This is a genomic window from Vaginella massiliensis, assembly GCF_900089075.1.
GTDB classification, from domain to species: Bacteria; Bacteroidota; Bacteroidia; order Flavobacteriales; family Weeksellaceae; genus Weeksella; species Weeksella massiliensis_A.
Window position 1 is genome coordinate 714,640 of record NZ_LT593747.1, and the last position, 25,281, is coordinate 739,920.

Annotated in this window: 27 protein-coding genes and 3 pseudogenes; 20 read left to right on the forward strand and 10 right to left on the reverse strand. The window is 35.5% G+C overall.

What is annotated here, in order from left to right:
• Positions 1 to 61: 61 nt before the first annotated feature.
• The 3 genes from BN8061_RS10705 to BN8061_RS10715 are packed head-to-tail and all read right to left on the reverse strand — an operon-like array spanning position 62 to position 2,445.
• Positions 62 to 727: a DUF2461 domain-containing protein gene (locus BN8061_RS10705; protein ID WP_068599611.1), complete on the reverse strand. Its 666-nt coding sequence runs from the start codon at positions 725 to 727 to the stop codon at positions 62 to 64.
• A gap of 60 nt (positions 728 to 787) precedes the next feature.
• Positions 788 to 1,708: a bifunctional metallophosphatase/5'-nucleotidase gene (locus BN8061_RS10710; protein ID WP_068599161.1), complete on the reverse strand. Its 921-nt coding sequence runs from the start codon at positions 1,706 to 1,708 to the stop codon at positions 788 to 790.
• A complete protein-coding gene (locus BN8061_RS10715) occupies positions 1,708 to 2,445 on the reverse strand; it encodes a 5'-nucleotidase C-terminal domain-containing protein (RefSeq protein WP_154662309.1) in 738 nt (245 codons plus the stop codon). Before BN8061_RS10715 ends, BN8061_RS10710 begins: the two co-directional genes overlap by 1 nt.
• A 146-nt stretch (positions 2,446 to 2,591) precedes the next feature.
• Between BN8061_RS10715 and dapA the strand changes: the two genes are divergently transcribed.
• The 9 genes from dapA (at position 2,592) to BN8061_RS10760 (ending at position 11,082) form a co-directional block, all read left to right on the forward strand.
• Positions 2,592 to 3,470, forward strand: coding sequence for a 4-hydroxy-tetrahydrodipicolinate synthase (dapA, locus tag BN8061_RS10720; protein WP_068599165.1), 879 nt, complete (start codon positions 2,592 to 2,594; stop codon positions 3,468 to 3,470).
• Between the two features lie 10 nt (positions 3,471 to 3,480).
• A complete protein-coding gene (locus BN8061_RS10725; RefSeq protein WP_068599167.1) occupies positions 3,481 to 3,981 on the forward strand; it encodes a ferritin in 501 nt (166 codons plus the stop codon).
• Positions 3,982 to 4,079: 98 nt separating this feature from the next.
• Positions 4,080 to 4,970: an outer membrane protein assembly factor BamD gene (locus tag BN8061_RS10730; RefSeq protein ID WP_068599169.1), complete on the forward strand. Its 891-nt coding sequence runs from the start codon at positions 4,080 to 4,082 to the stop codon at positions 4,968 to 4,970.
• Between the two features lie 12 nt (positions 4,971 to 4,982).
• Positions 4,983 to 5,303, forward strand: a complete 321-nt coding sequence (locus BN8061_RS10735) for a DNA-directed RNA polymerase subunit omega (protein WP_068599171.1) — start codon at positions 4,983 to 4,985, stop codon at positions 5,301 to 5,303.
• A complete protein-coding gene (gene coaBC, locus BN8061_RS10740) occupies positions 5,303 to 6,505 on the forward strand; it encodes a bifunctional phosphopantothenoylcysteine decarboxylase/phosphopantothenate--cysteine ligase CoaBC (protein WP_068599174.1) in 1,203 nt (400 codons plus the stop codon). The genes BN8061_RS10735 and coaBC overlap by 1 nt, the downstream gene beginning before the upstream one ends.
• Positions 6,506 to 7,408 (forward strand): type IX secretion system protein PorD, encoded by a 903-nt coding sequence (gene porD, locus BN8061_RS10745; RefSeq protein WP_068599176.1) that lies wholly within the window; start codon positions 6,506 to 6,508, stop codon positions 7,406 to 7,408.
• A gap of 1 nt (position 7,409) precedes the next feature.
• Positions 7,410 to 9,059, forward strand: a complete 1,650-nt coding sequence (recN, locus tag BN8061_RS10750; RefSeq protein ID WP_068599178.1) for a DNA repair protein RecN — start codon at positions 7,410 to 7,412, stop codon at positions 9,057 to 9,059.
• 5 nt (positions 9,060 to 9,064) lie between these two features.
• Positions 9,065 to 10,723 (forward strand): RluA family pseudouridine synthase, encoded by a 1,659-nt coding sequence (locus tag BN8061_RS10755; protein ID WP_068599179.1) that lies wholly within the window; start codon positions 9,065 to 9,067, stop codon positions 10,721 to 10,723.
• Positions 10,724 to 10,734: 11 nt separating this feature from the next.
• Positions 10,735 to 11,082, forward strand: coding sequence for a hypothetical protein (locus BN8061_RS10760; protein WP_068599182.1), 348 nt, complete (start codon positions 10,735 to 10,737; stop codon positions 11,080 to 11,082).
• A 19-nt stretch (positions 11,083 to 11,101) separates the two neighbouring features.
• Here BN8061_RS10760 and BN8061_RS10765 read toward each other — a convergent pair whose 3' ends face one another.
• Positions 11,102 to 11,887 carry an alpha/beta fold hydrolase gene (locus tag BN8061_RS10765; protein ID WP_068599184.1) on the reverse strand — a complete coding sequence of 262 codons (786 nt, stop codon included), beginning with the start codon at positions 11,885 to 11,887 and terminating at the stop codon, positions 11,102 to 11,104.
• A 74-nt stretch (positions 11,888 to 11,961) separates the two neighbouring features.
• A complete protein-coding gene (hemB, locus tag BN8061_RS10770) occupies positions 11,962 to 12,957 on the reverse strand; it encodes a porphobilinogen synthase (RefSeq protein WP_068599186.1) in 996 nt (331 codons plus the stop codon).
• Between the two features lie 118 nt (positions 12,958 to 13,075).
• On the opposite strand from hemB, the gene trmD reads away from it, so the two are divergent.
• Entirely contained in the window at positions 13,076 to 13,750 is a 675-nt protein-coding gene (gene trmD / locus BN8061_RS10775) for a tRNA (guanosine(37)-N1)-methyltransferase TrmD (protein ID WP_068599188.1), read from the forward strand.
• A gap of 112 nt (positions 13,751 to 13,862) precedes the next feature.
• Here the strand turns inward: trmD and BN8061_RS10780 are convergent.
• A pseudogene (locus BN8061_RS10780) lies at positions 13,863 to 14,306 on the reverse strand (efflux RND transporter permease subunit); the annotation flags it as partial.
• Here BN8061_RS10780 and BN8061_RS12245 point away from each other — a divergent pair.
• The 4 genes and pseudogenes from BN8061_RS12245 to BN8061_RS10795 all read left to right on the forward strand — a co-directional run.
• Positions 14,290 to 14,454 (forward strand): annotated as a pseudogene (locus BN8061_RS12245) (IS256 family transposase); the annotation flags it as partial. The pseudogenes BN8061_RS10780 and BN8061_RS12245 sit on opposite strands and share 17 nt — an antisense overlap.
• Positions 14,455 to 14,544: 90 nt before the next feature.
• Positions 14,545 to 14,898 (forward strand): MDR/zinc-dependent alcohol dehydrogenase-like family protein, encoded by a 354-nt coding sequence (locus BN8061_RS10785; RefSeq protein ID WP_235802743.1) that lies wholly within the window; start codon positions 14,545 to 14,547, stop codon positions 14,896 to 14,898.
• 110 nt (positions 14,899 to 15,008) lie between these two features.
• The gene (locus BN8061_RS10790; protein ID WP_235802744.1) at positions 15,009 to 15,608 is read left to right on the forward strand and encodes a transposase; all 600 of its coding nucleotides are present in this window, start codon (positions 15,009 to 15,011) and stop codon (positions 15,606 to 15,608) included.
• Between the two features lie 550 nt (positions 15,609 to 16,158).
• Positions 16,159 to 17,067: an IS1595-like element ISBbi1 family transposase gene (locus tag BN8061_RS10795; protein ID WP_005807145.1), complete on the forward strand. Its 909-nt coding sequence runs from the start codon at positions 16,159 to 16,161 to the stop codon at positions 17,065 to 17,067.
• Here the strand turns inward: BN8061_RS10795 and BN8061_RS10800 are convergent.
• From BN8061_RS10800 to BN8061_RS10810, 3 genes are all read right to left on the reverse strand, one after another.
• Positions 17,038 to 17,547: a catalase family protein gene (locus BN8061_RS10800; RefSeq protein ID WP_068599193.1), complete on the reverse strand. Its 510-nt coding sequence runs from the start codon at positions 17,545 to 17,547 to the stop codon at positions 17,038 to 17,040. The genes BN8061_RS10795 and BN8061_RS10800 overlap by 30 nt on opposite strands.
• Positions 17,548 to 17,636: 89 nt before the next feature.
• On the reverse strand, positions 17,637 to 18,002 hold the full coding sequence (locus BN8061_RS10805) for a hypothetical protein (protein ID WP_068599194.1): 366 nt from the start codon (positions 18,000 to 18,002) through the stop codon (positions 17,637 to 17,639).
• Between the two features lie 263 nt (positions 18,003 to 18,265).
• Entirely contained in the window at positions 18,266 to 18,553 is a 288-nt protein-coding gene (locus BN8061_RS10810; protein ID WP_068599197.1) for a DUF421 domain-containing protein, read from the reverse strand.
• A gap of 285 nt (positions 18,554 to 18,838) precedes the next feature.
• Between BN8061_RS10810 and BN8061_RS10815 the strand changes: the two genes are divergently transcribed.
• The 5 genes and pseudogenes from BN8061_RS10815 (at position 18,839) to BN8061_RS10840 (ending at position 23,707) form a co-directional block, all read left to right on the forward strand.
• Positions 18,839 to 19,738 carry an IS982 family transposase gene (locus BN8061_RS10815; RefSeq protein WP_068599199.1) on the forward strand — a complete coding sequence of 300 codons (900 nt, stop codon included), beginning with the start codon at positions 18,839 to 18,841 and terminating at the stop codon, positions 19,736 to 19,738.
• A 160-nt stretch (positions 19,739 to 19,898) separates the two neighbouring features.
• Positions 19,899 to 20,111, forward strand: a complete 213-nt coding sequence (locus BN8061_RS10820) for a CsbD family protein (protein ID WP_068599201.1) — start codon at positions 19,899 to 19,901, stop codon at positions 20,109 to 20,111.
• A gap of 67 nt (positions 20,112 to 20,178) precedes the next feature.
• Positions 20,179 to 21,039, forward strand: coding sequence for an SDR family oxidoreductase (locus BN8061_RS10825; RefSeq protein ID WP_094745979.1), 861 nt, complete (start codon positions 20,179 to 20,181; stop codon positions 21,037 to 21,039).
• 75 nt (positions 21,040 to 21,114) lie between these two features.
• Positions 21,115 to 22,623: pseudogene (locus BN8061_RS10830) on the forward strand (catalase); the annotation flags it as partial.
• Between the two features lie 421 nt (positions 22,624 to 23,044).
• Positions 23,045 to 23,707 (forward strand): MgtC/SapB family protein, encoded by a 663-nt coding sequence (locus tag BN8061_RS10840; RefSeq protein ID WP_068599207.1) that lies wholly within the window; start codon positions 23,045 to 23,047, stop codon positions 23,705 to 23,707.
• Positions 23,708 to 23,783: 76 nt separating this feature from the next.
• On the opposite strand, the gene BN8061_RS10845 is transcribed toward BN8061_RS10840, so the two are convergent.
• Complete coding sequence (locus tag BN8061_RS10845) at positions 23,784 to 24,161, reverse strand: GreA/GreB family elongation factor (protein ID WP_068599208.1); 378 nt, start codon at positions 24,159 to 24,161, stop codon at positions 23,784 to 23,786.
• Between the two features lie 403 nt (positions 24,162 to 24,564).
• Here BN8061_RS10845 and BN8061_RS10850 point away from each other — a divergent pair, with 403 nt between their 5' ends.
• Positions 24,565 to 25,263 carry an SMUG2 DNA glycosylase family protein gene (locus BN8061_RS10850; RefSeq protein WP_068599210.1) on the forward strand — a complete coding sequence of 233 codons (699 nt, stop codon included), beginning with the start codon at positions 24,565 to 24,567 and terminating at the stop codon, positions 25,261 to 25,263.
• Positions 25,264 to 25,281 lie beyond the last annotated feature (18 nt).

Genomic DNA, 25,281 nt, shown 5'->3' on the forward strand with positions numbered 1-25,281 from the left:
AAACTCTTCCAAAAAACTATAATTTTTACAAAAATAGTACAATTCGGCTAAACTATCAGGCTCAAAGCTCGAATAATGATTCGCCGTTTTCGTTGGTCGTCAAAACCTCGGTCATGTATCGGAAAAAGGGTTGTAAATGCTGATAATCGTTTACGATGCGCTGTAAAAAATCAGCCTCGAAAACAACTTGATCGGGATAGGACTTCGTCAACAAAAATTGTTTGAATTTGAGGAGTTCTGCTCGAGGATGCGCTTTGTCGAATCCTTTTGGGATTAATTTTAATTGTTCTCCCGTTAGCTCACCAAAATTTGACTTTAAATCTTTATCGTTTAAAATATTCAAAAATTCATCATCAAATTCAATCGCTTTTCTTATCCGAAGCAAATCTTCCTTTTCTGGTCCCCAAAAACCACCTCCTACAAAGCTTTCGCCAGGTTGCAGATGAACATAGAAACTGCCTCTATTTTGAGGTTGTTTTCGACTGTACAAAGCACTGAAATGCAGTTTGTAAGGCGATTTGTCTTTAGAAAAACGAACATCTCGATAGATGCGATAAATCTTGAGTGGCTGAAAATCATCGTATTGTGACAATTCGGTGTACAACTCATCGAAAAAATGATTGGCGTGTGACTTTGCCGTTTCGAACTCGCATTTGTGTTCGGTAAACCATTCGCGATTGTTATGTTTCTTCAAATCGGTCAAAAAATCGAAAAGCTGTTTGTCCATATCGTCACAATTTTCATGTATTGAAATAATCAATTTCAACCGTTTATATTTCAAATATAATTACTTCACTTCCAACAAATTTAACGCATAGGTTTGCGTTTGAATTTTCTTTCCTTTTTTGAAATAGAAATCGATTCTACCCAAAAACAAACCAGCCCATCCAACTTGATTGATTAAAACATCTTCTCCTACCCTATTTTTGAAAACCTGTGGCTCGGGTAAAAAAGTATGCGTATGCCCTCCGATGATAATGTCGATGCCAGAAGTTGACCTTGCCAACACCTTGTCGCTCACCTGATTGGTTGAATATTCATAGCCCAAATGTGAAAGACAAATGACCAAATCGCAATGCTCCTCTTCTCGTAATTTTTTCACCATATCATGGGCAATTTCGATGGGATCTAGGTAAACCGTTTCTTGATAGGCTCTTGGGTCTACAATTCCTTTCAGCTCAACACCCACTGCAAAAACACCGATTTTCACACCGTCTTTTATCAAGATTTTATAGGGTTTGATCTGCCCTTCTAAAATGGTATTGGTGAAATCATAATTCGAATTGATGATGTCGAATTTGGCATGTGGCAATTGTTTTTTGAGTCCTTCTAATCTATTATCGAATTCGTGATTGCCCAAAGTTCCGACATCGTATCCCATTTTCGACATGAGTTTGAACTCTAATTCGCCACCAAACATATTGAAATAAGGCGTCCCTTGAAAAACATCTCCTGCATCGAGCAACACAACATTTTTTTCTTGTTGCCTGATCTGATGAATCATGGTTGCCCTTCTTGCAAAACCGCCTCTGCCCGAAGTTTCGGCATTTTTAGAAAGCTCGAAAGGTTCTATTCTCGAATGTTGATCGTTGGTGTGCAAAAGCGTGATTTTCTTTACCGAAGCGTCGCCTGCAAACAAATCGATCGATGGCAACATCAGCAATGTAGAAGCTGCTGCAGATTTTAATATAAATTCTCTTCTTTTCATTACTTTACAATTCGAGGTTTTTCATCAACATTCAAGGTTTTATACTTTTGGAATTGCTCCAACAACAAATCACGCAATCTGAGATTGAGCATGACCGCATCGGTAGCTTTGGCAAAAAAATACATTTTATCGCCACCGTTGTAGAGATAATCGTTGGTTACGAATTTATACGTTTTGTTCGGATCGAATTTTTCACCGTTGATGACCACATCTTGCAGAGAATTGATCTGCATATTGGCGATAGGATGACCTACGTTTTGGGTATACAGAAACTCGATCATTTCTTGCACGGCAGCACCTGGCAAAGTCAGAATCATCATTTCGTTTTCAAATGGCGATAGTTCATAGACGTTACCGATCGTAAGATCACCTTTTGAGAATGATCTTCTCAAACCACCATAATTGAGAACAATCGCATCTGCCCGAAATTTTTCTCCCTGTCCCTCGAAATGCTTTGTGATATAATCGAGCGTCAAATCTGCTGTGAGATTACAAAGTGAACATTCGAAGCCGTTTTTGGTAAGATTTACGGGCGTATAGCTGATAACTTTGTTCATTTGCCGATCCATTTCTTGTTTGTATGGTACAATCATATCGGTAATAAGCTGATCGTCTGCTACTCGCTCGTCTACCACCTGATTTTGAGTATAATGATACCGATCGACTTGATAAGATTGGGTTGAACACGACAAAGCCATCAAAATGGACGATGCCAGAAGAATTTTATAAAATTTCACACGTATCGTATTAGACCTCAAAATTCTGAAATTTATAAGAGAAATTGAAATAAATCTGCGTTTTTTTTCAAGCCTCGAAATAAAAAAGATTTGGGAATACAAAAGAAAATTATGAAATTTACCTACAATTATTTTGATACAAATCGATGAAAAATTTAGTTGGAACTGGCGTTGCCTTAATTACTCCATTTAACGAAGATAAAAGTGTAGATTTCAAATCATTAGAAAAATTAGTTGAATACAACATAGAAGGCGGAGTCAATTTTTTCGTCATTCATGGGACAACAGCCGAAGCCGCAACGCTCACCAAATCTGAAAAAGATGAGGTAATACGCGTGGTAAAAGAAGTGAATAACGGGCGCTTGCCTTTGGTTTTGGGTATCGGTGGGAACAATACAGCCGCTGTCATGGAGGAGTACAACAACACCGATCTTAGCGATTACGAGGCGGTCTTGACCGTTTCGCCCTATTACAACAGACCTAGCCAAGAAGGGATTTATCAACACTACAAAACCATTGCCCAAAATACAGATGCCAACATTATCATCTACAACGTACCCAGCAGAACTGGCTCGAATATTGATGCAGATACAACCATAAGATTGGCAAATGAATTCGAAAATTTTGTAGCAGTGAAAGAAGCATCACCCAATTTTTTACAATCGACCGATATCATCAGAAAAAACACTCGCGAAGATTTCTTAATTCTATCGGGCGATGATGAATTTGCTTTACCGATGACTTTGGCTGGTGGTAGCGGTGTGATCTCTGTAATTGCACAAGGTTTGCCCAAAATTTTCACGCAAATGATTCAAGACGGACTCAATCGCAATGTTGACGAAGCCTATCGAGCACATTATCAACTTGTAGAAATTACCCGAGCTATTTTCGAAGAGGGAAATCCAGCAGGTATAAAAGCCGTGCTTGCCAACAAGGGAATTTGTAAGCCTTATACCCGTTTGCCGTTGGTTCCCGCATCGGAAAAACTAACGCAAAAAATCAACACTATATTAACAATATTTTAAAAATAAAATTATGATTTCGGATAAAATATTAGAAGCATTAAACAGACAAATCAAGCTAGAAGGTGACTCATCTCAACTTTATTTAGCAATGGCTTCTTGGGCAGAAGTAAAAGGTCTTGAAGGAACCTCGAACTTTTTGTATTCGCATGCAGATGAAGAACGTACGCATATGCTGAAACTCATCAAATTCATCAACGAGCGCGGCGGAAAAGCCCATGTACCGCAAATCGACGAGCCAGAACAGTCATTTTCGAATCTGAAAGATATCTTCAAAGCTATTTTGAAACACGAAATATTCGTATCAGAAAGCATCAACGATATTGTAGGACTTACATTGGAAGAACGAGATTATTCGACTCACAATTTCTTGCAATGGTATGTTTCTGAGCAAATTGAAGAAGAACGATTGGCTAGAAATATATTAGACAAACTGGAGATGATTGGTGAGGATAAAGGTGGATTGTACCTATTCGATCGCGATATTGTGAATATGGACGCTTCGGAAGGATAAAGCGTAAAGAAGATATTTTAGGAAGATATTTTAGGAAGATATTTTTGTCATTCGAATAAAATATCCTTTACATCAATATTTTTTAATAAATTTGCAAAATGTTTAAAAAAATTAGTTTTGCTCTAGCCTTAGCCATGACGCTTTCTGCTTGTAATCAGCGTTACAATCAGGCGATGAAAAGTTCTGATAAAGACGAAATTTTCGAGATAGCGACAGAACTTTACGAACAAGGAAAATACGATCTAGCGTTGGAGCTGTATGGTCGAATATCGACTTCATTTGTTGGAACAGAAAAAGCAGCAGATATTGCTTACAATACAGCTTATGCAAATTTCAACGAAAAGGATTACCCGATGGCGGGGCATTTGTTCAAAAACTTTTCGGTGACCTATCCGTTGGATAATCGTGCCGAAGAGGCGCTTTTCTTGTCTGCCTATTCGTATTACAAAGGTTCGCCAAAATACAATCTGGACCAGACCAGTACATACAGTGCCATTGATGCTTTACAGAATTTCATCAATGCATATCCAAATTCTGAGCATGTGGCAGAAGCTAATGGTTACATTGATGAATTGCGAATGAAATTGGAGAAAAAAGCATTTGAAATTGCAAAAGTCTATTTCAACACCATGAAGTACAAAGCAGCTGGAGTTGCGTTTGACAACATGGCAGACGACTTTCCAGATTCTAAATATCGCGAAGAAGCGATGATCTATTCGTTGCGCTCAAAATATGAATTAGCTGCCAATTATAGCCGAATAGATGTAAAAGAATTGCGTTTGCAAGAAGCACAAACACAATACCGTTTGTTCACCAAATTGTATCCACAATCTATTTACAAAGCCGAAGCAGATAAAATTCAGGCCAATTTGACCAAAGAGATTGAGCAATACAACAATAGAAAAAAAGAAGTCGATTTGGAAAAAGAAGCACAAAAAGCAAAAGATAAACAAATCCAAAATAGTCTCGATAATCAACAAGTAAATTAAAAAAATCGTCATATGAACTTTAAAGATATTGATGCAGCAACCACTACCCTTACGTACAACCGTAATGAAATCGAAGCCAAAACAGGTAACATCTACGAGGCAATTGTGATCATGGGTAAAAGATCTGAGCAAATCAACCAAGAGATGAAAGCAGAGTTGATTCAGAAATTAGATGAATTCGCATCGCACACAGATTCTTTGGAAGAAGTTTTCGAAAATAGAGAACAGATTGAAGTCTCTAAATTTTATGAAAGATTACCAAAACCAACCTCTATTGCCATTAAAGAATGGTTGGACAACGATGTGTATTATAGAAATCCAAACGAGGATTAATGTCGATACTCCATAACAAAAAAATATTAGTGGCAGTTACTGCCGGAATAGCGGCCTACAAAGCCGCTATTTTGGTGAGAGGACTCATCAAAAAAGGAGCAGACGTAAAGGTAATCCTCACGCCCGAAGCACTCCATTTTGTAACACCACTCACCCTTTCTACTCTATCTAAACACGAAGTAGAATGGGAATTCTTTGGCGAAAGAGGTGATTGGAACAACCATGTCGAATATGCACTTTGGGCCGATTATATGATCATTGCACCCTGCACCGCCAACACCTTATCGGCGATGGCAGATGGCATATGTAATAATCTCGTGCTCGCAACCTATTTGTCTTCAAAATGTCCAGTATTCTTTGCTCCAGCAATGGATTTGGATATGTATCAACACCCAACGACCAAGCGAAATATCGAAACCTTGCAAACCAACGGTAACATTTTGATTCCGGCAGAAAGCGGAGAATTAGCCAGTGGTTTGGTTGGCGAAGGTCGTATGGCAGAACCAGAGCACATCATCGAATTTGTCGAAAAAAGCATACAAGAAAACTTGCCGTTGTATGGTAAACGCTTCTTGATTTCTGCTGGTCCAACATACGAAAATATTGATCCTGTACGTTTTATAGGTAACTATTCTTCTGGTAAAATGGGATATGAATTAGCCAAAGCAGCCAAACAATTAGGTGCAGAAGTTACCTTGGTATCTGGACCAAGTAACGAATCGGTAAATGGCTACTCGATAAATTTAGAAAAAGTAATTTCGGCACAAAACATGTACGATGCCATGCATCAACATTATCCTACAGCAGATGTTGTCATCATGTCGGCAGCCGTGGCAGACTATCGACCAAAAGAACAAGCAACCCAAAAAATAAAGAAAGATAACGAAAATCTAACGATTGAATTGGTGAAAAACCCCGATATTCTGAAATCTTTGGGCGATAAAAAAACACATCAAGTTTTGGTCGGATTTGCATTAGAAACCAACAACGAAATGGAATACGCAAAAGCTAAATTAGAAAAGAAAAATTTAGACGTTATAGTGCTCAATTCGATGCAAGATAAAGACGCTGGCTTCCAAAAAAACACCAATAAAATTACCATTATCGATCGTACTGGAGCTCATCAAAATTTCGATGCTAAACCAAAAAATGAGGTAGCTTTCGATATTTTGAATTATCTTATCACCAAAAAATTAAACTAAATGTACAAGTTATTCTCCATACTTAGTTTTGTCTTGTTGGCGACCATTACCTCTGCTCAAAACTTCATTGCAGACGTCAATATCGACTTTTCGCAAGTGCAAGGTTCTAATACACAAGTATTTCAGACGTTGCAAAAATCACTGAAAGATTTTGTAAACAATACACGTTGGACACCTGCTCGACTCAAACCACACGAACGCATCGAAGCCAATTTCAACATCATGATTACTCAACGCGCTGGTAATGAATACAAAGCAACCTTGCTGGTTCAATCGCGTCGACCGGTTTTCAATTCTACCTATTATAGTCCAATGATGAATTTTTCTGACAATAATTTTAGTTTTGAATACATCGAATACGAAGAATTAATCTTCAACGACAGAAAATTTAGTGGTAAAAATCTCACCGACGTCATTACCTTTTATATCTATATGATTTTGGGATACGACGCCGATTCATTCAACCGTTATGGCGGAACAGACTTTTACAAAGCCGCTCAGAAAATAGCTCAAATGGCACAAGGCAGCAAATATTCTGGTTGGAGCGAATTAGACGGTTTACAATCACGTGTAAATTTGGCAAACAATTTCCTGAAAAGTGACGCCAACAATCTGCGAACAGCCATCTATCAATACCACCGAAATGGTCTCGATATCATGGCAGACAGCGATATGAGAGGTAAAAATGGGGTCGGAAATGCCTTGATACAACTCGATTATTACGCAAAAGGAAATTTTTTTCAGTTTTATCCTTTAGAAATTTTCATCACAGCCAAAAAAAGTGAAATTGCAAAAATCTTCAACGGAGGTCCGACTTCGACAGTGAATATTCAACAAATAAAAGAAATTCTAAACACCTTATCGCCAAAAAATTCTGATACCTGGAATAATCTGAAAAAATAAAATGTTACAACATCTTCGCGTAGAGAATTTTGCAATTATAGATCATCTGGAAGTCGATTTCGAACAAGGTTTAACCACCATCACGGGGGAAACTGGCGCTGGAAAATCGATTCTGCTTGGTGCACTGAAATTGGTTTTGGGTGAACGAGCCGATTTGAAATCATTGAGAAATCAAGAATCGAAAGGAATTATCGAAGCGACTTTCGACCTGTCGAAACTCAACCTTCGCGCTTTCTTCGATGAGCATGAATTAGACTATGACGATGAAACCATCATTCGCAGAGAGTTATTGGTTTCTGGTAAATCGAGAGCTTTTATCAACGATACACCGGTAACTATTGCGAGCTTGCAAGAATTGGCAGATCAATTGATCGACATACATTCACAATTCAATACCGCGAAAATTCTCGACAATGAATTTCAACTCCAAATCGTAGACGCTTATGCACAGCAGCAAACAACTTTAGCAACATACCAACTTCAATTCGAAAAATATCAACAAACCAAAAACGATATTTTAAGATTAACTCAAACCCTGCAGCAACTAGCGAATGATCGAGATTACAAACAATTTTTATTACAAGAATTAGACGAAGCAAAATTACAACTCAACGAGCTCGAAGACTTGGAAACCGAAAGCAAAAGTCTCACCCACGCAGAAGAAATTATACTTCAACTAAACGATGCCTATCAATTGCTAGAAAATGAGCAAGGCATTCTAAGCAATTTACGCGAAGTACAATCGAAAATTTCTAGAGTTGAAAATTTTGCCGACCAGCTTTCCAATTTGCAACAGCGCATGCAAGCTGTACGAATCGAATTGGACGATATTTCTGGCGAAATCGAAAAGCAAGTTCAGCATTTCGAAGCCAATCCAGAACGATTGAGTTTTCTGAACGAACGAATCGATTTGATACAAAATCTTCTGCGAAAACATCAAGTTTCTACCGTTGCCGAGCTGTTGGCAATTCAACAACAATTGAATGAAGAAACTGCAAGTTTAGACGATATTCAACAAGCGATAAAAGCAAAAGAAACCATTTTGCTCGAGCTAGAAAATCAACTCGAAGGATTGGCAACCAGCCTGCACAACAACCGTCAGATTTCATTAGAAGCAGTCGAAACCTACATTCATCAGACGTTAGAAAAATTAGGCATGCCAAATGCTCGTCTGCAAATCGAGCTGACCAAAGTCGATTCGTTTACCAAAACAGGAAAAGATAAGATCGCCTTTTTGTTCAGTGCCAACAAAGGCATCGAACCTCGAGATTTAGAGAAAGCAGTTTCGGGCGGTGAACGTTCACGCTTGATGCTTGCGATAAAAAAATTGCTTGCCGAACACTTGAATTTACCTACCTTGATTTTGGACGAAATCGATACCGGAATTTCGGGAAAAGTTGCCAACGACACCGGTTTGGTCATGAAAGAAATGGCCGAAAACATGCAATTACTCGTCATTACGCATTTGCCCCAAGTGGCTTCGAAAGGTAATCATCAATACAAAGTTTATAAATCAAATGACGATGAAACGACTAAAACGCAAATAAAACCGCTGAACAAGACTGAAAGATTGAACGAAATTGCGCAAATGATTTCAGGGTCGACCATTACCGAATCTGCATTGGAACAAGCCAAAATGTTGATGCAATAATATCTATGTCCAAATTTCATCATTTGCCCAATGAAGCTCGGCATGCTTTGCCAGAGCAATTCACCTTCCCCTTCTATTATACCCCGCATCCTTTGACGGTGGAAGCGGCTGATATTTTGCAAAAATATTTGAGCAATCAGGTAGAATTTGACCACAATTTTGGGTTAGATTCTAAGCAAAAAGGTATGGAAATTGGTAAAATGTTTGGTGTTTTGGTTTGTGAAAATCAACAAGGTGAACTCGGTTTTTTGGCGGCATTTTCAGGAAAATTAGCCAATCAAAATCATTGGAATTATTTCGTGCCGCCAGTTTTCGATATGCTTATAGATGATGGCTATTTTCTAAAAAAAGAAATTGAGCTTAATTCGATCAATCATCATATAGATCAGTTACAAAACGCAACTTCATTGAAAAAGCTTCGCGAAGAATTAGAACTGTATGAAAAAAATTATCAAACCGAATTACAGATATTAAAGATTAATCAAAAAAGACAAAAATACCTTCGAGACGCGAAACGTGAACATTACAAACAAACCTTGAACGAAGTCGAATTTGAGGAAGAAAATCAGAAATTAATCGATGAAAGTCTCGCCGAAAAACGTAAAATCCGCGATTTGAAGCTAGAATATGATTCCAAAATAAAAGTCGTACAAGACCAACTGAATCATTTGGAAAACGAAATTGAGCAACTGAAAAACAAACGAAAAAACAAATCGAATCATCTACAAGAATACCTTTTCGGCCAATACCGCTTTCTAAATATTCTGGGGCAACAAAAAAGTTTGTTAGAAATCTTTGGTAAAAATCCGCCCTCTGCCGCTGGCGAATGCGCCGCTCCAAAATTGTTGAATTATGCATTTTTACACAACCTAAAACCGATTTGCATGGCCGAGTTTTGGTGGGGAAAATCGCCAAAATCAGCCATTAGAAAACATCAACATTTTTACCCTGCCTGCACGGCAAAATGCCAACCCATACTCTCGCACATGCTTTTGGGAATGGAGGTAGAAGAAAATCCGATGCGAACACAAAATACCAAGGATAAAAAAATAGAAATACTTTTTGAAGATCGCGATATTTTGGTCATCAACAAACCCGAAAATTTTCTCAGCGTACCTGGAATAGCTGTAAAAGATTCGGTACAAGAACGTCTGAAATTGATGTATCCAGAGATAACTTCGCCAATGATGGTGCACCGATTGGACATGCAAACTTCAGGCTTGTTGGTAATCGCAAAAAATAAATTGAGTCATGAACGATTACAAAAACAATTTTTGAAAAAAAAGGTAAACAAACGTTACATTGCGCTACTAGACGGAATCATTGAAAATCAAACAGGCGAAATAAATTTACCATTGCGAGTAGATTTGGACGACAGACCTCGACAATTGGTTTGCTACGAACACGGAAAACCCGCCGTAACGAAGTACGAAGTAATTGGTTTTGAAGCGAATAAAACCAGAATCTATTTTTACCCGATCACTGGGCGAACGCATCAATTGAGGGTTCACGCCTCGCATCCATCGGGTTTGAATATGCCAATTGTTGGTGATGATTTGTATGGCAAGAAGGGCAAAAGATTGTGTTTGCATGCAGAAAAAATAGAATTTTTTCACCCGATTTCAAATAAAAAACTTATTTTTAGTTCAGAACCAAATTTTTAAGATTAGAGCTTATGCAAAACAAAAGTGTACACGATATCATTTACGACCAAATGGATCATTTTTTATCGAAATCGATCAACGAAAACAATCAACTTACTCTTTCGAAAGTTATGGAAATTGCTTCTTGGGTAAGTGCATACAACATTCGTCAACGCCATCTGGAACAAGGAAATATTTCGGAAGACGAAATGCAAATGGTATTGGGAGCAATTGGCAACTTTTGCTATGAGCATTTTAAAGAAAATTTTGCACAAGAAGAATTCAACTTGGTGACAACTAAAACATTAGACCTACTCAAAACACCAACTTTTGATCAAGATTCAAAAGACTATTTTGAGCAATTTTACCATCTAAAATAAGCTGAAAATTCTTGGATAATTAATTCATTCGATTGATATAATTGATTACTTTTTCGTTGAAAATTTGCGGTTGATCTACGTTGACCACATGACCTGAATTTTGGACAACGTGCAATTCTGCGGTTTTGAAATGGCGCTTGACCAATTTTTTGACGCTCGGGAGAAACATATGATCTTCTTCGCCCATGATGTAAAACGTTGGAATATTGAGCTCGACTTCTCTAAAAATTCGCAACAACGGAAGAACATCAGCCGTCAATTTAAACCATTTTAAAAACTCTTTTTGATAGATTTTTTTTGCCTCACGAATGAATAACAATCGAGATTCTCGATGCGAATTTTTGGGCATAATTACAAAAGCCAAAATTTTGTAGAGCAGCAAATACGGCATGATGTTTTTGAACAAATTTCCGATCAACATCAATACCTTTCCTCTGAAATTTAGCTTCATTACAGCTCCACCCATTACCATAGACTTCATACGTTCGGGTTGCATTTCGGCAATTTGCCTGATGATAATGGTACCCAAAGACATGCCTACAAAGTGTGATTTTTGAATTTTGAGATGGTCCATCACCTCTAGCACATCGTTGGCTATTGATTCGAAAGAATAACGCTTTTCGAATAAGGATTTCAGATTGGTTTTCGAGCGTCCGTGACCGCGCAAATCCAACAACAAAATATTGAAGTGTTTTTTGAACTCTCGAATTTGCTTGAACCAAATAGTTGAGCTACCCCCTGCTCCATGAACAAAAGTTACCCACTGATCTGATGAAGGATGCTGATAAACGCTATGTGCTAACAAGTCAACAAATTAGGATAAAAAAGCTTGCAAAAGTCAATCCAAAAATAAGAATAAGCTATTTACAAAGTCTTTTTTTAATGGTTATTTAACAAGATTGAAGCTTCTTTTGCAAAATAAGTCGAAATCAAGTCGGCGCCTGCTCGTTTGAAGCAAGTGAGACTTTCGATCATAATTTTATCATGATCCAACCAGCCTTTCTCGGCAGCAGCTTTTATCATGGCATATTCGCCCGAAACTTGAAACACAGAAACCGGAACTTGCAATTGATCTTTTACCATTTTTACAATATCCAAATATGCCATCCCTGGTTTTACCATGACGATGTCTGCCCCTTCCATCACGTCGGCTTCTGCTTCTCGCAATGCTTCCAAAGAATTGTGATAATCCATCTGATAAGTCTTTTTATCTTTCGGAATATCTTGATTATCAATAGGTGCGCTGTCTAATGCTTCTCGAAATGGGCCATAAAAAGAAGACGCGTATTTGGCAGCATAAGACATGATACCCACATTTTCAAAACCGTTTTCGTCCAAACCATCTCGAATGGCTGCAACTCGCCCGTCCATCATATCAGAAGGAGCGACAAAATCGGCTCCAGCTTCGGCATGTGATACCGACATTTTGACCAATGCTTCTACCGTTTCATCATTCAAAACATATCCATTTTTCACAATTCCATCGTGTCCATAAATCGAATACGGATCCAACGCTACATCGGGCATTACCACCATTTCGGGTGCCGTCTGTTTTACCACTTTTATCGCGCGTTGCATCAATCCGTCGCCATTCCAAGCTTCTTTGCCCGTGTTATCTTTGAGGCTTGCATCAACTTTTACATAAATATTGACTGCCCGTATGCCTAAGTTCCAAATCTCGTCGATTTCTTGAGGAAGCAAATCCAACGAATACCTAAAAACACCTGGCATCGAAGCAATTGGATCTTTCACGTTCTGACCTTCTGCAATGAAAATTGGTAAAATAAAATCTTGCGGACTCAGGTTATTTTCTCTTACCATCGATCGTATTGATTCGTTGAGTCTTAGCCTTCTATGTCGATTGATAATGTACATGATTATTTTTTTGATAAGCAAATATACGACGACTAGCTGGATAAAAGTTTAAATAAATGATCATATTCAAAAACTAATTTTAATTCTTTTTCCTGTCTAAAAACCTTATTTTTGCGCCATGCGAATTGATATCATTACCGTTTTACCCGAATTACTCGAAAGTCCGTTCAGCGCATCGATAATGAAACGTGCTCAAGATAAAGGCTTGGTCGAAATCTATGTTCACGACCTAAAACCCTATGGCAAAGGTAATTATCGACACGTTGACGATTACCCTTATGGCGGCAGTTCTGGAATGGTGATCATGTGCGAACCCTTGGACAATTTGATTTCTGAATTGGTAGCCCAACGTTCGTATGACGAAATCATTTACCTTACACCAGATGGCGAGACCTTGCATCAACAAATGGCTAACGAGTTGTCTTTGACCAAAAATTTGATGATGATTTGCGGTCACTACAAAGGTATTGATCAACGCATTCGCGATATGTGGGTCACCAAAGAAATTTCGATTGGTGATTATGTACTGAGCGGCGGTGAGTTTGGCGCTATTATTTTGGCAGATGCAATCATTCGGTTGATTCCTGGAGTTTTGGGAGACGAAACTTCTGCGCTGAGCGATTCTTTTCAAGACAACTTATTGGCACCGCCAGTCTATACCCGACCTTCGGATTACAAGGGACACAAAGTTCCAGAAATATTGTTATCGGGTAATTTTCCGAAGATCGAAGAATGGTTGCACGAACAAGCTGTACAACGCACCAAAGAACGTCGACCAGATTTGTTGAAATGAAAATGTGTTAATCATCCATTAAGAATATCGAACTCAAAAAAAGAGAACCTTTCGATTCCCTTTTTGATTTTTTTAGCCTGATTTTTTTTAATGTTTTAAAAACGATGTAATTTCTTTTCTTCCGATATGCCCAATAAAATACCTGTGGCAAAACCGTAAGTGAAAGTACCATACAAATCAGCAATCCTCCCACAATCATAATAGGCAATGGTTTCTGGATTTCAGAACCCATTCCGGATGAAAGTGCAGCTGGAAGCAATCCTAAAGACCCCATCAAAGCAATCATTACAATCGGATGGATTCGGTCGTAAACTCCCATTGAAATGGCATCTTTGAGCTTCATTTTTCGTAAGTTATCTTTCATGACGGCGATGAGAATGATACAGTTGATGGTGTTGACTCCAAACAGAATGATGAATCCGATTCCTGCCGAAATCCCGAAAACCGTTCTTGTAAGCCAAAGCGAAATAAATCCTCCGATAAAAGCAAACGGAATCGTACTGGCTGCAATAAGGGTGTTTTTAATTTTTCCGAAATTGAAATATAACAAGAACAAATTATCATTCCCAACGGATGAGGCTGTTTTAAAATCAGTATATTTGGCATTAAGAGAGGCTACTAAAAAGTGGTCGATGCCAATTCATAATTGGGGAATAATACTCAATCAGTTCTTAACTATATTTGAAAAAAGGGTTCAACTTTAATTAAAAAGTCAAACCCCATTATTTTATACTTACACACTTTTTAGGATAGTGTCTATTGATGCATTTCGGTTCGAACCAGAACGTAACTTATTGGATCGTGCAAAAGCAGTTATTAACCTAGAAAAAGGTTCTATAAAGGTTTTAGAAGCTTGTATGAGTGCCGTAAGAAGAGGTGGTGTTGTAAATGTACTCGATGTATATCCCACATATTATGATAATTTTCCGGTTGGCCAGTTTTTTGATAAAGGAATCACACTCAGAGGCGGACAAGCTCTTGTACACAAACATATTGATAAGTTATTACAGTATGTTTTGGAAGGAAAAATAGTATTAGATGATATTATTACACATCGTCTACCTCTTACTGAAGTAGCCCATGCTTACGACATTTTTAAAAATAAGAAAGAAGATTGTGTAAAAATTGTTCTAGATCCATGGGCATAATAAAAAGAAGCCGTCTCACAACTGAGGCGGTTTTTTTATATAAATAATGGATTGATTATTAGGTGATTAATATAGAATTCACTATATTTAACTACTTAATTTTCAGCGAAATGAACTATAGAATTAAAGAATATAACCAATCCCAAAACTGGTTATTTCCACCTTCGATAGAAGAATTAATTCCGACTAATCATCCAGTAAGAATCGTAAACAACGTAGTTGAGAAGATAGACTTAAAACCTCTTTTAGAAACTTACAGTCGGGAAGGTCATCCTAGTTATCATCCTAAAATGATGCTCAAAGTGATGGTTTACGCTTATATGGACAATATTTATTCCAGTAGAAAGATCGAAAAAGCCCTCAATGAGAACATAAACTTTATGTGGCTTTCTGGTAGAGAAAGCATCGACCATAATACGATAGCCCGATTTCGAAGCAATAAGTTAAAAGCCGTATTCAAAGACATCTTCAAACAAGTGGTATTGCTTTTGGCAGAAGAAAAATTAGTGAGTCTCAAACGAGTTTATACAGACGGCACCAAAATAGAATCGGTAGCTGGAAGATACACCTTTGTCTGGGGAAATTCCATCAAGACCAATCGGGAGAAAATGATCAAACAATTAGAGGATATGTGGCAATACGCGCAGTGCGTTGCTGATGAAGAAGACCAAGATCCCGAGCNGTTTATTTGGAGAATTTCTTGCAAATAATGAAGCTTCATAAGCCGTTTTTCTAAGCATTTGAATTTTTCCAACAGGTTGTAATTTTTCTATATTTTCAAAAGGGTTGAATGATAAATTCTCATATTCTTCACATGTTTTATCTAAAACTTCATTAAGAGTGAGCTTGCCTATAGATATAAAAGGACTGTCTATCCATTCTTGATTCAATTTATTTATCGGGTGCTTGGTATCGTCATAACAAAATTGTACACTCATTTCTGCATGATATGAACCATGTTTTTTAATATATTCTTCGATGGGTAATCCTGATGAACTATTGTGAGAGGTATGAATATTTAGAGGTGTTAATCTTAATTTTATCATGTATTCATTCCATCGATAAACGCCAATTGAATGATAATTACAGTCCATAATATATTTTTTTCGATTCTTAACAAATTGAATAGATTGTTTAATAAATGATGGATGTAAAAAAGACGGTAAGGATAGTAAAGTATAAAATCCTATTAAAAATAATCTGATTCTCCGCAAACACACCTAATATTTTTAGTATATTAGCGCTCAAAAAGCAGGGATTATGAACATATTCAGTTTTACGGCTCATTTCGGTTCGGAGGAAGATTGTCGTTTGCATTTCAAGGAGCAGCGTGATAAGGAAGGGGTTGTCTGCAAGCGATGCGGGGGCACTTCCCATTATTGGTTACAGGGTAAATGGAGTTATGAATGCAAAGGTTGCCGTTTCCGCACCTCGTTGCGCAGCGGTACGATCATGGAGAGCTCCAAGCTGCCGTTTCTGGTGTGGTACAAAACGATGTTCCTGATGAGTTGCACAAAAAAGGGATTCTCCACCAACGAACTCCAGAAGCAATTAGGATTGAAGCGTTACGAACCGGTATGGGCGATGGTACACAAACTCCGCAGGGCGATGGGCAACCGGGATGCAAGGTATACACTGGAAGGGATGATAGAACTGGATGAGGGTTACTTTTCGGTGGCCAGTAAGGAAATCGAGCGAGGCAAGGGTACACGTGGCCGGGGAGCCGAGGGAAAGCAGAACGTTGCGGTGATGGCCGAAAGCACCCCGTTGGAAGATATCGAAACGGGCAAAAAGGAGAAGCATGTGCGTTATTTCAAGGCCAGGGTACTGGATAGCCATCAAAGTGAAGGAATCAACGGCGTGGTCAGGGACTGCATGGAGGATGATGCCATCGTATTTTCGGACAAAAGCACTTCTTACGTTGACATCTCCGATCTGGTGGAATTGCACGTCACCGAGAAATCAGACGCCAAAACCACCAAGGAAACACTCAAATGGGTGCATATCGCAATCAGTAATGCAAAACGGACATTGCTGGGCAACTACCATAAAATCAAAAGGAAATACTTACAGTTGTATCTCAACGAGTTTATTTACAAATTAAACAGACGGTATTTTGGAGACAAACTCTTTGACAGACTAGTAATTGCGAATATAACAGGTGCATAAACGGATAATCAGAAAAAATAAATACTTTATCTTAATTATACCTTTTGCAAGTTGAAAATGATTAAGATGCATGAAAATTTTGATAAAATAACTCACATTTGTAAAAGGAAAAAGCGGAAAATTTACTAGGGGAAAATTTGCCCATGTATACTCATTATGTAATAATTTTATTGCCAAGCCATACATCGGTATTTTATAATTATCCACTAACTTCATGTGCGCATTTGATAATCTAACAATTACATCAAATTCTTTTTCTGCAAACCAATTGTTGACTTCATTATTTTTATTCACTTGAAATGTTCCCTTTAGTATACCATATGTAGTAGCGTGAACATTACGAGTTTTTATTTTATATTTATTAAATATTGATGAATAATTTACATATTTTTTTATGACAATATTTAATTTTTCTAACAAACTGATTTCATTAGGTTGTAAATAATCATATATTTTGTTGTATTGTAGTTTATTTTTCATACTGCTTTTACTGCAAATTACACACCAAATGATTATTTTATTCTAATGTTACTTCATTCATTATGAAAAAGATACAACATTAGGTTGATTTATATTATAGATAATAACCATTCTTCCATATTTTCCGATAAATATTCATTGAGCGAATGAGTGCCTTTTTCAATCATTTGGATATTAGCATGGGAATAATGCTTAATTGTATAAGCAGGAGTTAATATTTCATCGTACATTCCTAATAAAATATAAACCTTCTCTAAATCAATTACAGTTTCTGATAATTGTTCTGCTAAAGATATAGGGAATCTACTGTCTTCTATTTTACGTTGCTCAATATTTATTAATGGGTTGATTAAACCTATTTTTATTGAAAAATTTTGTAAAGTAGCAGCCAATTGAAGTGCAAAATTTCCTCCTGTTGATGAGCCTATAAATAGAATATCTTGATGAGGTTTCAAATGATTTGTTAATTGAGAAATTAATGCATTCAGTAAAATGTAATAGATTAGGTTGCCACTCTAAGGCTACACTATTTATCCAAGAATGCTTTTCTGTGAATTTTTGTATTAGACCATACTTGTAGCTTGATAATCCTGTTGTTCCAAATCCATGTATGTAAACAATCAAAAGGGATGGATTAGTATCTGACATAAAGTTTATTCGTGAAATATTTAAAACTTAAATGTACCATTTATTTATGGGAAAGAATTGTTGAGTAAATTTATTTTTCTATTTTTTCATATTTACGACCCAAAGAGGCTAATACAAATTGCAAAAGAATAATAGTTGATAAAGCTACAGTACCATCAACTATATTATTTTTTTTTAAAATCATAGAAGATAAAGTAGAACCTAGAGTTACTGCAACCACGGTGTCAAACGCATTTAATTTTGCTAAAGTACGTTTACCCGATATACGTATAAAAATAAATAATGTAAAGTAAGATACAATTGCGCATATAAAAACATGTAACAAACTTTCAAGATTATTATAAAATAAATGTTTCATAATGCTTAGATGTTTTAGAATTGATGCTTTCACACACTTTTAAATTGATAAGAATTCAACTCACTTATAGTATGCAAAAGCATTCGATTCTATGCTTAAGTTTATGTTTTTTGTGAATATATTTATATGTTTAAATCTCCTTCTTTACCTACATCTGTTTTAATACCTGTAATTGCACTTGTTGCCATTTTTAAAAAGGTAACTAACACGTCGTGCATTATAAAAAAAGTTGCTCAAAGAACTAAAAAAATAGTATATTGTACTGACTGACAATCAAATACAATTATGAGCAACTTAGAGACAAGTTACAAATTAATTTTAGAAGAATTAAGTAAAATTTCAGAATGTGATAATTTTTATTTCAAACCAATTAAGCCGAAATTATCTGATTTAGAAATAATTAGCTTGATTATTTTAGCTGAATTTAAATCTATTGATTCAGAATATCAACTTTTTAGAGAGATAAAAGGGTTTGATATCGAAACAAAAATTGAACGTAGTGTTTATAATAGGAGAAAAAGAAAATTATTCCCATTTGTGGAAGAAATCAGAATAAAAATGGTAGAAAAACTTAATGATTTAGAAAACTATTTTGTGGTAGACAGTATGCCTTTGGAATTATGCAAAATATCTCGCTCTGCAAGAAGTAAAATCTGTAAAGATGTAGATTACGCATTGCCTAATAGAGGTTTTTGTGCATCTCAAAATTTACATTTTTATGGCTATAAATTACATGCAGTTTGTTCGATAAGTGGTGTTTTTCAGAGTTTTGATTTATCCCCAGCTTCAGTTCATGAAATTCATTATTTACAAGATATTAAAATGCAATTATCAGATTGTGTGTTACTTGGAGATAAAGGATATTTATCTCAGACTGTTCAGTTAGACCTCTTTAACGAGGTAAATATTCAATTAGAAACTCCGAAAAGAAAAAATCAAAAAGACTATCATCCGCAATTTTATTCATTTAAAAAATATAGAAAAAGGATTGAGACTTTATTTTCGCAACTTTGTGATCAGTTTATGATAAGAAGAAATTATGCCAAAACTTTTCAGGAATTTAAAACAAGAATTTTGACTAAAATAACAGCTCTTACAACTATTCAATATCTTAATAAATTTGTCTTTAATAAAAATATAAACAACCTAAAATTAATCTCGTTGGTTAATGCACTACGGGTATAACGTATATATAGTCATTACATTAATATTTTTTCAGAAGAGAATATTTAAATCTAAAGAAAATAATTCAATTTTATAAAAATGTTAAATAAAAGATTTTGTTGCTATAGTGTTATTATAAAATTGTATATTCAGCAATATTAACAAAAAAATTGCTAAAATTATGGACAGATTAGAATTAGAAGGAAAATGGAAAAGAATTAAAGGTGCTGTAAAGCAAAAATACGGTGAGTGGTTTGATGATGATCAAGCATTTGCTGAAGGTAAGTTTGATGAAATTGTAGGAAAAATACAAGAAAAATCTGGTAGAACTCGTGAAGATATCGAAAGAGAAATTTCTGAGTGGAAAGAGGATAACGATTCTCCAAGATTATAAACCTACTTTTAATGACTAAGGCTGTCTTTTTATAAGACGGCCTTTTTTAGTTATAACTTATATGCAAATGAAAAAGAAAATAAATACATCTAAAAAGCATCAAGAGCAAAAACGGCCTGGAACCGAAAAACAAATGAAACCACCTCCAGAAACTAAACCTATATACGAAAAGGAAGAAAAAAAATTAGCAAATAAAGTAGCTATTATAACAGGAGGTGATAGTGGAATTGGTAAAGCTATAGCTCTGCTTTTTGCGCAGGAAGGTGCAAATATTATCATCACTTATCTTAATGAACAAGAAGATGCTAAGCAAACAAAGAAAGAAGTTCTAAATTTTGGAGTAGAATGTCAATTGATTAAAGCTGATTTATCAAAAGAAATCAATTGTAAAAAAGTAATAAACAAAACTATTGAAAAGTTTAATCATATAGATATATTAATAAATAACGCAGCATTACATTGGGAGCAAAACTCTTTAGAAGAAATTACTACTAAACAGTTGGTTCGTACGTTTGAGACAAATTTCTACTCATATTTTTGGATGTCAAAATACGCATTGCCTCATATGAACGAAGGTAGCGCTATCATCAACTCTAGTTCGGTAACTGCTTATAGAGGTAGCGACCATCTTATCGACTATGCGGCTACCAAAGGTGCAATTATTTCGTTTACAAGAAGTCTTGCGGCAAATTTAGTAGAGAAAAAAATAAGAGTAAATGCAGTAGCTCCAGGACCAGTATGGACGCCTTTAATAGTTTCAACTTTTGATGAAGAAGCCATTGAAACTTTTGGTTCAGATACTCCGATGAAACGTCCAGCTATGCCCAATGAAATAGCACCTAGTTACTTGTTTTTGGCAACTAATGACTCCAGCTTTATCACTGGTCAAGTACTACATCCTAATGGTGGAGAAATAAATAATACATAAAGAAAATTTAGTGTTTGTTAAATATTAACTTTTAATGGAAGAAATATGAGAAAAAAATGAAAATAAAAATGTCAGATGAATAAACATTTGATTGATAATAAAGGACATTTATTGACTACTAATGACGGGGTTCCTATTCATGATAATAATAATACATTAAAGGCAGGCGATCGAGGTCCTTCATTGCAACAAGATCATATTTACTTCGATAAATTAATGCATTTTGATAGAGAAAGAATTCCAGAAAGAGTAGTTCACGCTAGAGGAAGTGGAGCTCATGGGATTTTTGAAACCAAAAAAGATTTGTCAGAATATACTACAGCTCATTTTTTACAAAAAGGCGTAAAAACCGATGTCTTTGTAAGTTTTTCAAAAGTAGCAGGATTTAAAGGCTCTACAGATCTTGCTAGAGATGTTCGCGGATTTTCTGTGAAGTTTTATTCTGAAGAAGGAAACTATGATTTAGTAGGAAACAACATCCCTGTGTTTTTTATTCAAGATGCTATGAACTTTCCCGATTTAGTACATACTGTTAAGCCTGAACCTCATAACGAAATTCCTCAAGCAGCTTCTGCTCATGATACTTTTTGGGATTTTATATCATTGATGCCAGAATCTGCGCATATGATTATGTGGGCGATGTCTGACAGGGCTATACCGCGAAGTTTAAGAATGATGGAAGGTTTTGGTGTACACACATTTAAACTCATCAATAAAAAAGGTAAAGCTACTTTTGTAAAATTTCATTGGAAACCAAAGTTAGGAGTGCATGGAGTAGCTTAGAATGAAGCCCAAAAGATTTCGGGTTTCAACTCTGATTTTCATCGTCAAGATTTATGGGAAGCTATCGATAAAGGAGTTTATCCACAATGGGATTTGGGTGTGCAATTAATTCCGGAAGAAGATGAGTTTAAATATTCTTTTGATTTATTAGATCCTACGAAAATAGTTCCCGAAGAGTTGGTGCCTGTAAAAATTATAGGTACGATGACATTAAATCGTAATCCAGAAAACTTTTTTGCAGAAACAGAACAAGTAGCGTTTGATCCAGGAAGAGTTGTACCAGGTATTGATTTATCAAATGATCCATTACTTCAAGGTCGAGTGTTTTCTTACATGGATACTCAAAATTACCGTTTAGGAGGACCTAATTTTCACGAATTACCTATCAATCGATCGATTAATCAAAAACATAATAACCAAAAAGATGGTTTTGGAAGAACCGATATTTTAAAAGGAGAGGTTAGTTATTTTCCAAATAGCAAGGCTAGTGGATGTCCATATCATGCCATGCTAAAAGGTGAAACTGCTTACGAATCTCATCAAGAACCTATAAACGCTACTAAAGTTAGAAAACGAAACGATTCTTTCGCCGATCATTTTTCACAGGCAAAATTGTTTTTTGATTCTCAATCTCCAGAAGAAAAACAACATATTATCAATGCCTTTTCTTTTGAATTAAGTAAAGTTAATGATCCTAAAATAAGAGAACGTCAATTAGCAATTTTAAATCAAGTGGATGAATTTTTAGCATCTGAAGTGGGTAAGAATTTGAACGTTGAACCACCGAAAGAATTAGATGAATTGACAATAAAATTTGCTCGACAAAACATATCATATCTTTAAAAGACATGGTGAATACCGCCTTAAAATTACCTATTGGTATGAAATGACTACCAAATATACTGGTCCGTTGGAAAGGCAATTAAATGAAGGTATTGAAAAAGTAGAATGGGTAAAACCTGATGATGTCCTAAATAAGCTCGAAAATTCATATGAAAACATTAAGCTACTGTTTTAAAACTCAAGTTCATCACTTGTTTTTTTTATTTTAACTTTATATATTCAATATTTTAAAAGAACTTTGTTTAAAATTCATTCGATGCATACAGCAAAACGTATTTTTGATTTATTAGCTCACCAACAGCTTAATTATCCAACATTTCCAATGTTTTTTAAACAATATGACGAGATTTTTGGGTTATAAACATTTATGAAATGAATTATGGGATGGGACACAATAGATTGGAATTGGGATACAATTGATATTTTTAAAGCTTTACTGTCTTTAATTTTAGGTCTGCTTTTAGGATTAGAAAGAGAGTTGAAAGATAAGGCAGCAGGACTGAGAACTATAACTATTATTTCCTTAGGATCAACGCTCTTCACCATAATGTCTTACAAATTGGGAATTGTTACCACAGGAGAAACTACAAGAATTGCTTCATATGTAGTAAGTGGAATCGGGTTTTTAGGAGCTGGAGTAATTTTTAAAGATGGAATTTCAATCAACGGACTAACTACTGCAAGTATTATTTGGATTGCAGCAGCAATAGGAATGAGTGTCGGGTTTGGACATTTTGCCACAGCAATTGTATTTTTTTTCGCAACGTTTGTAACTATTCATATAGGAAAATGGTTTAATAAAACCTTACATTCTCAGTCTATTCAAAGAACACTAGAGTTAAAGTTTGAGAATAAAAGAAAGTTGCAAGAAGAATTGATAGAAGAGATTGCTAATTTTTCTGAAAGCTCATATATCAAGCAACGAATTAAGAATGACGATATGATAGTTTTATTTATAGATGTGAAGATTAAAACTATTCATCAAAAAAAGTTTATGGATTATCTCTTACGAAATGATCGTATAGAGTATTTTAAATTTTAATACAGGCACTATAACATAAACTGTTTAAGTAAAAAAAGAAGCTGTCTAGGTTTGAGACTGCTTCTTATTGTTATGATTATGAAATTGCTTCTACAGAAACGATTTCATATTCTTTAACTCCTTGATTTGTTGGCCATTTAATAATTTCACCAACTTTATGTCCAACTGTAGCTAAACCTACATCTCCCAAAACTGAATGTTTATTGTTTTTTAATTTTGCTTGTTTCGGACCAACTAATAAAATTTCAATCTCTTCATTAGAAGTAATTTCTTTAACCTTTACTTTTCGATCTACAGATACAACATCAGCAGGAAGATCTTTACGTAATACTTGCTCAGCAGTTCTCAACTCTTCTGTTAAAATTTGCTCTTGCTCAAGTGTTACTTTTCTTCTAAGAATGTGGTCTTTAATTAAATCATAAATACCTGTTGTTAAAATTACATTTGATGACATAATAATATATTTTTATAAAGTTAAGATGCAAACAATTTATAAATGATCCAATCATACGACACCAATGCGCACCGTATGAAACATATGTTTACACAATGAAATAAAGTTTTAATTTGAAAATAAAAGCGAAGTTTCCCTGTTCTTGGATCGAAACAGGGATTAATTGATAAACTCTTTTGAGCTTTTGAGAAGAGTATCGTCATGCAAATAAGCCAATGATAACGTAAGCAAAGCAGCACTGTACTTTTCTATTTTATTAAATGTCATCATTAATTATGTGATAGATTAAACACAAATTTCGCAATCAAATATCAGTAAAGCAAAAGTTAACTTGAAATTAACCAAAATACTATTCATTAAAAAAAACTTCTCATAAATAAGTATGTTTCATTAATTTTAGAATATGAATGTAAACATTGCTAAACAAATTATTGATTTTAATAAGAATTTAAAGTATGAGGGAAATCTTCCTTCTACATTTGATGTACTCAATCCATACCATGAAAATCCAGAAACTTTGGATGTGATGCGCACTTTCTACACTAAATTTTACAACGATTCAAATCCGAGAAAATTTATTGTTGGGATTAACCCAAGTCGGCATGGCGCAGGTGTTACCGGAGTACCGTTTACGGATACCAAAAGATTGAAAAGTGCTTGCGGTATCGAAATGCTTTCTGCACATACCCACGAAATTTCGTCTGTATTTGTCTATGACATGATTGATGCCTACGGTGGTCCTAATGTCTTTTACAATGATTTTTTTATCAACTCTCCTTTTCCGTTGGCCATTGTACAACGCTCAAAAACAGGGCAATGGATAAACGCTAATTATTATGATGATAAAGCATTATTTGAAAGTTTAAAACCTTTTATGATAGACTGCCTAAAACAATTTATTACTATGGGTTTGTGTACCGATGAAGTGTATGTATTAGGTAAGAAAAATGCCACGTACATTAATAAATTAAACCAAGAAGCTCAACTTTTTGAGACGATAAAGATTTTAGATCACCCAAGGTATATACAACAATACAAATCCAAAGAAAAACAGATTTATATTGATAAATACATCTTCACATTAAAAGGATTACCAATCTAGCAATTATAAAAAAGAAGC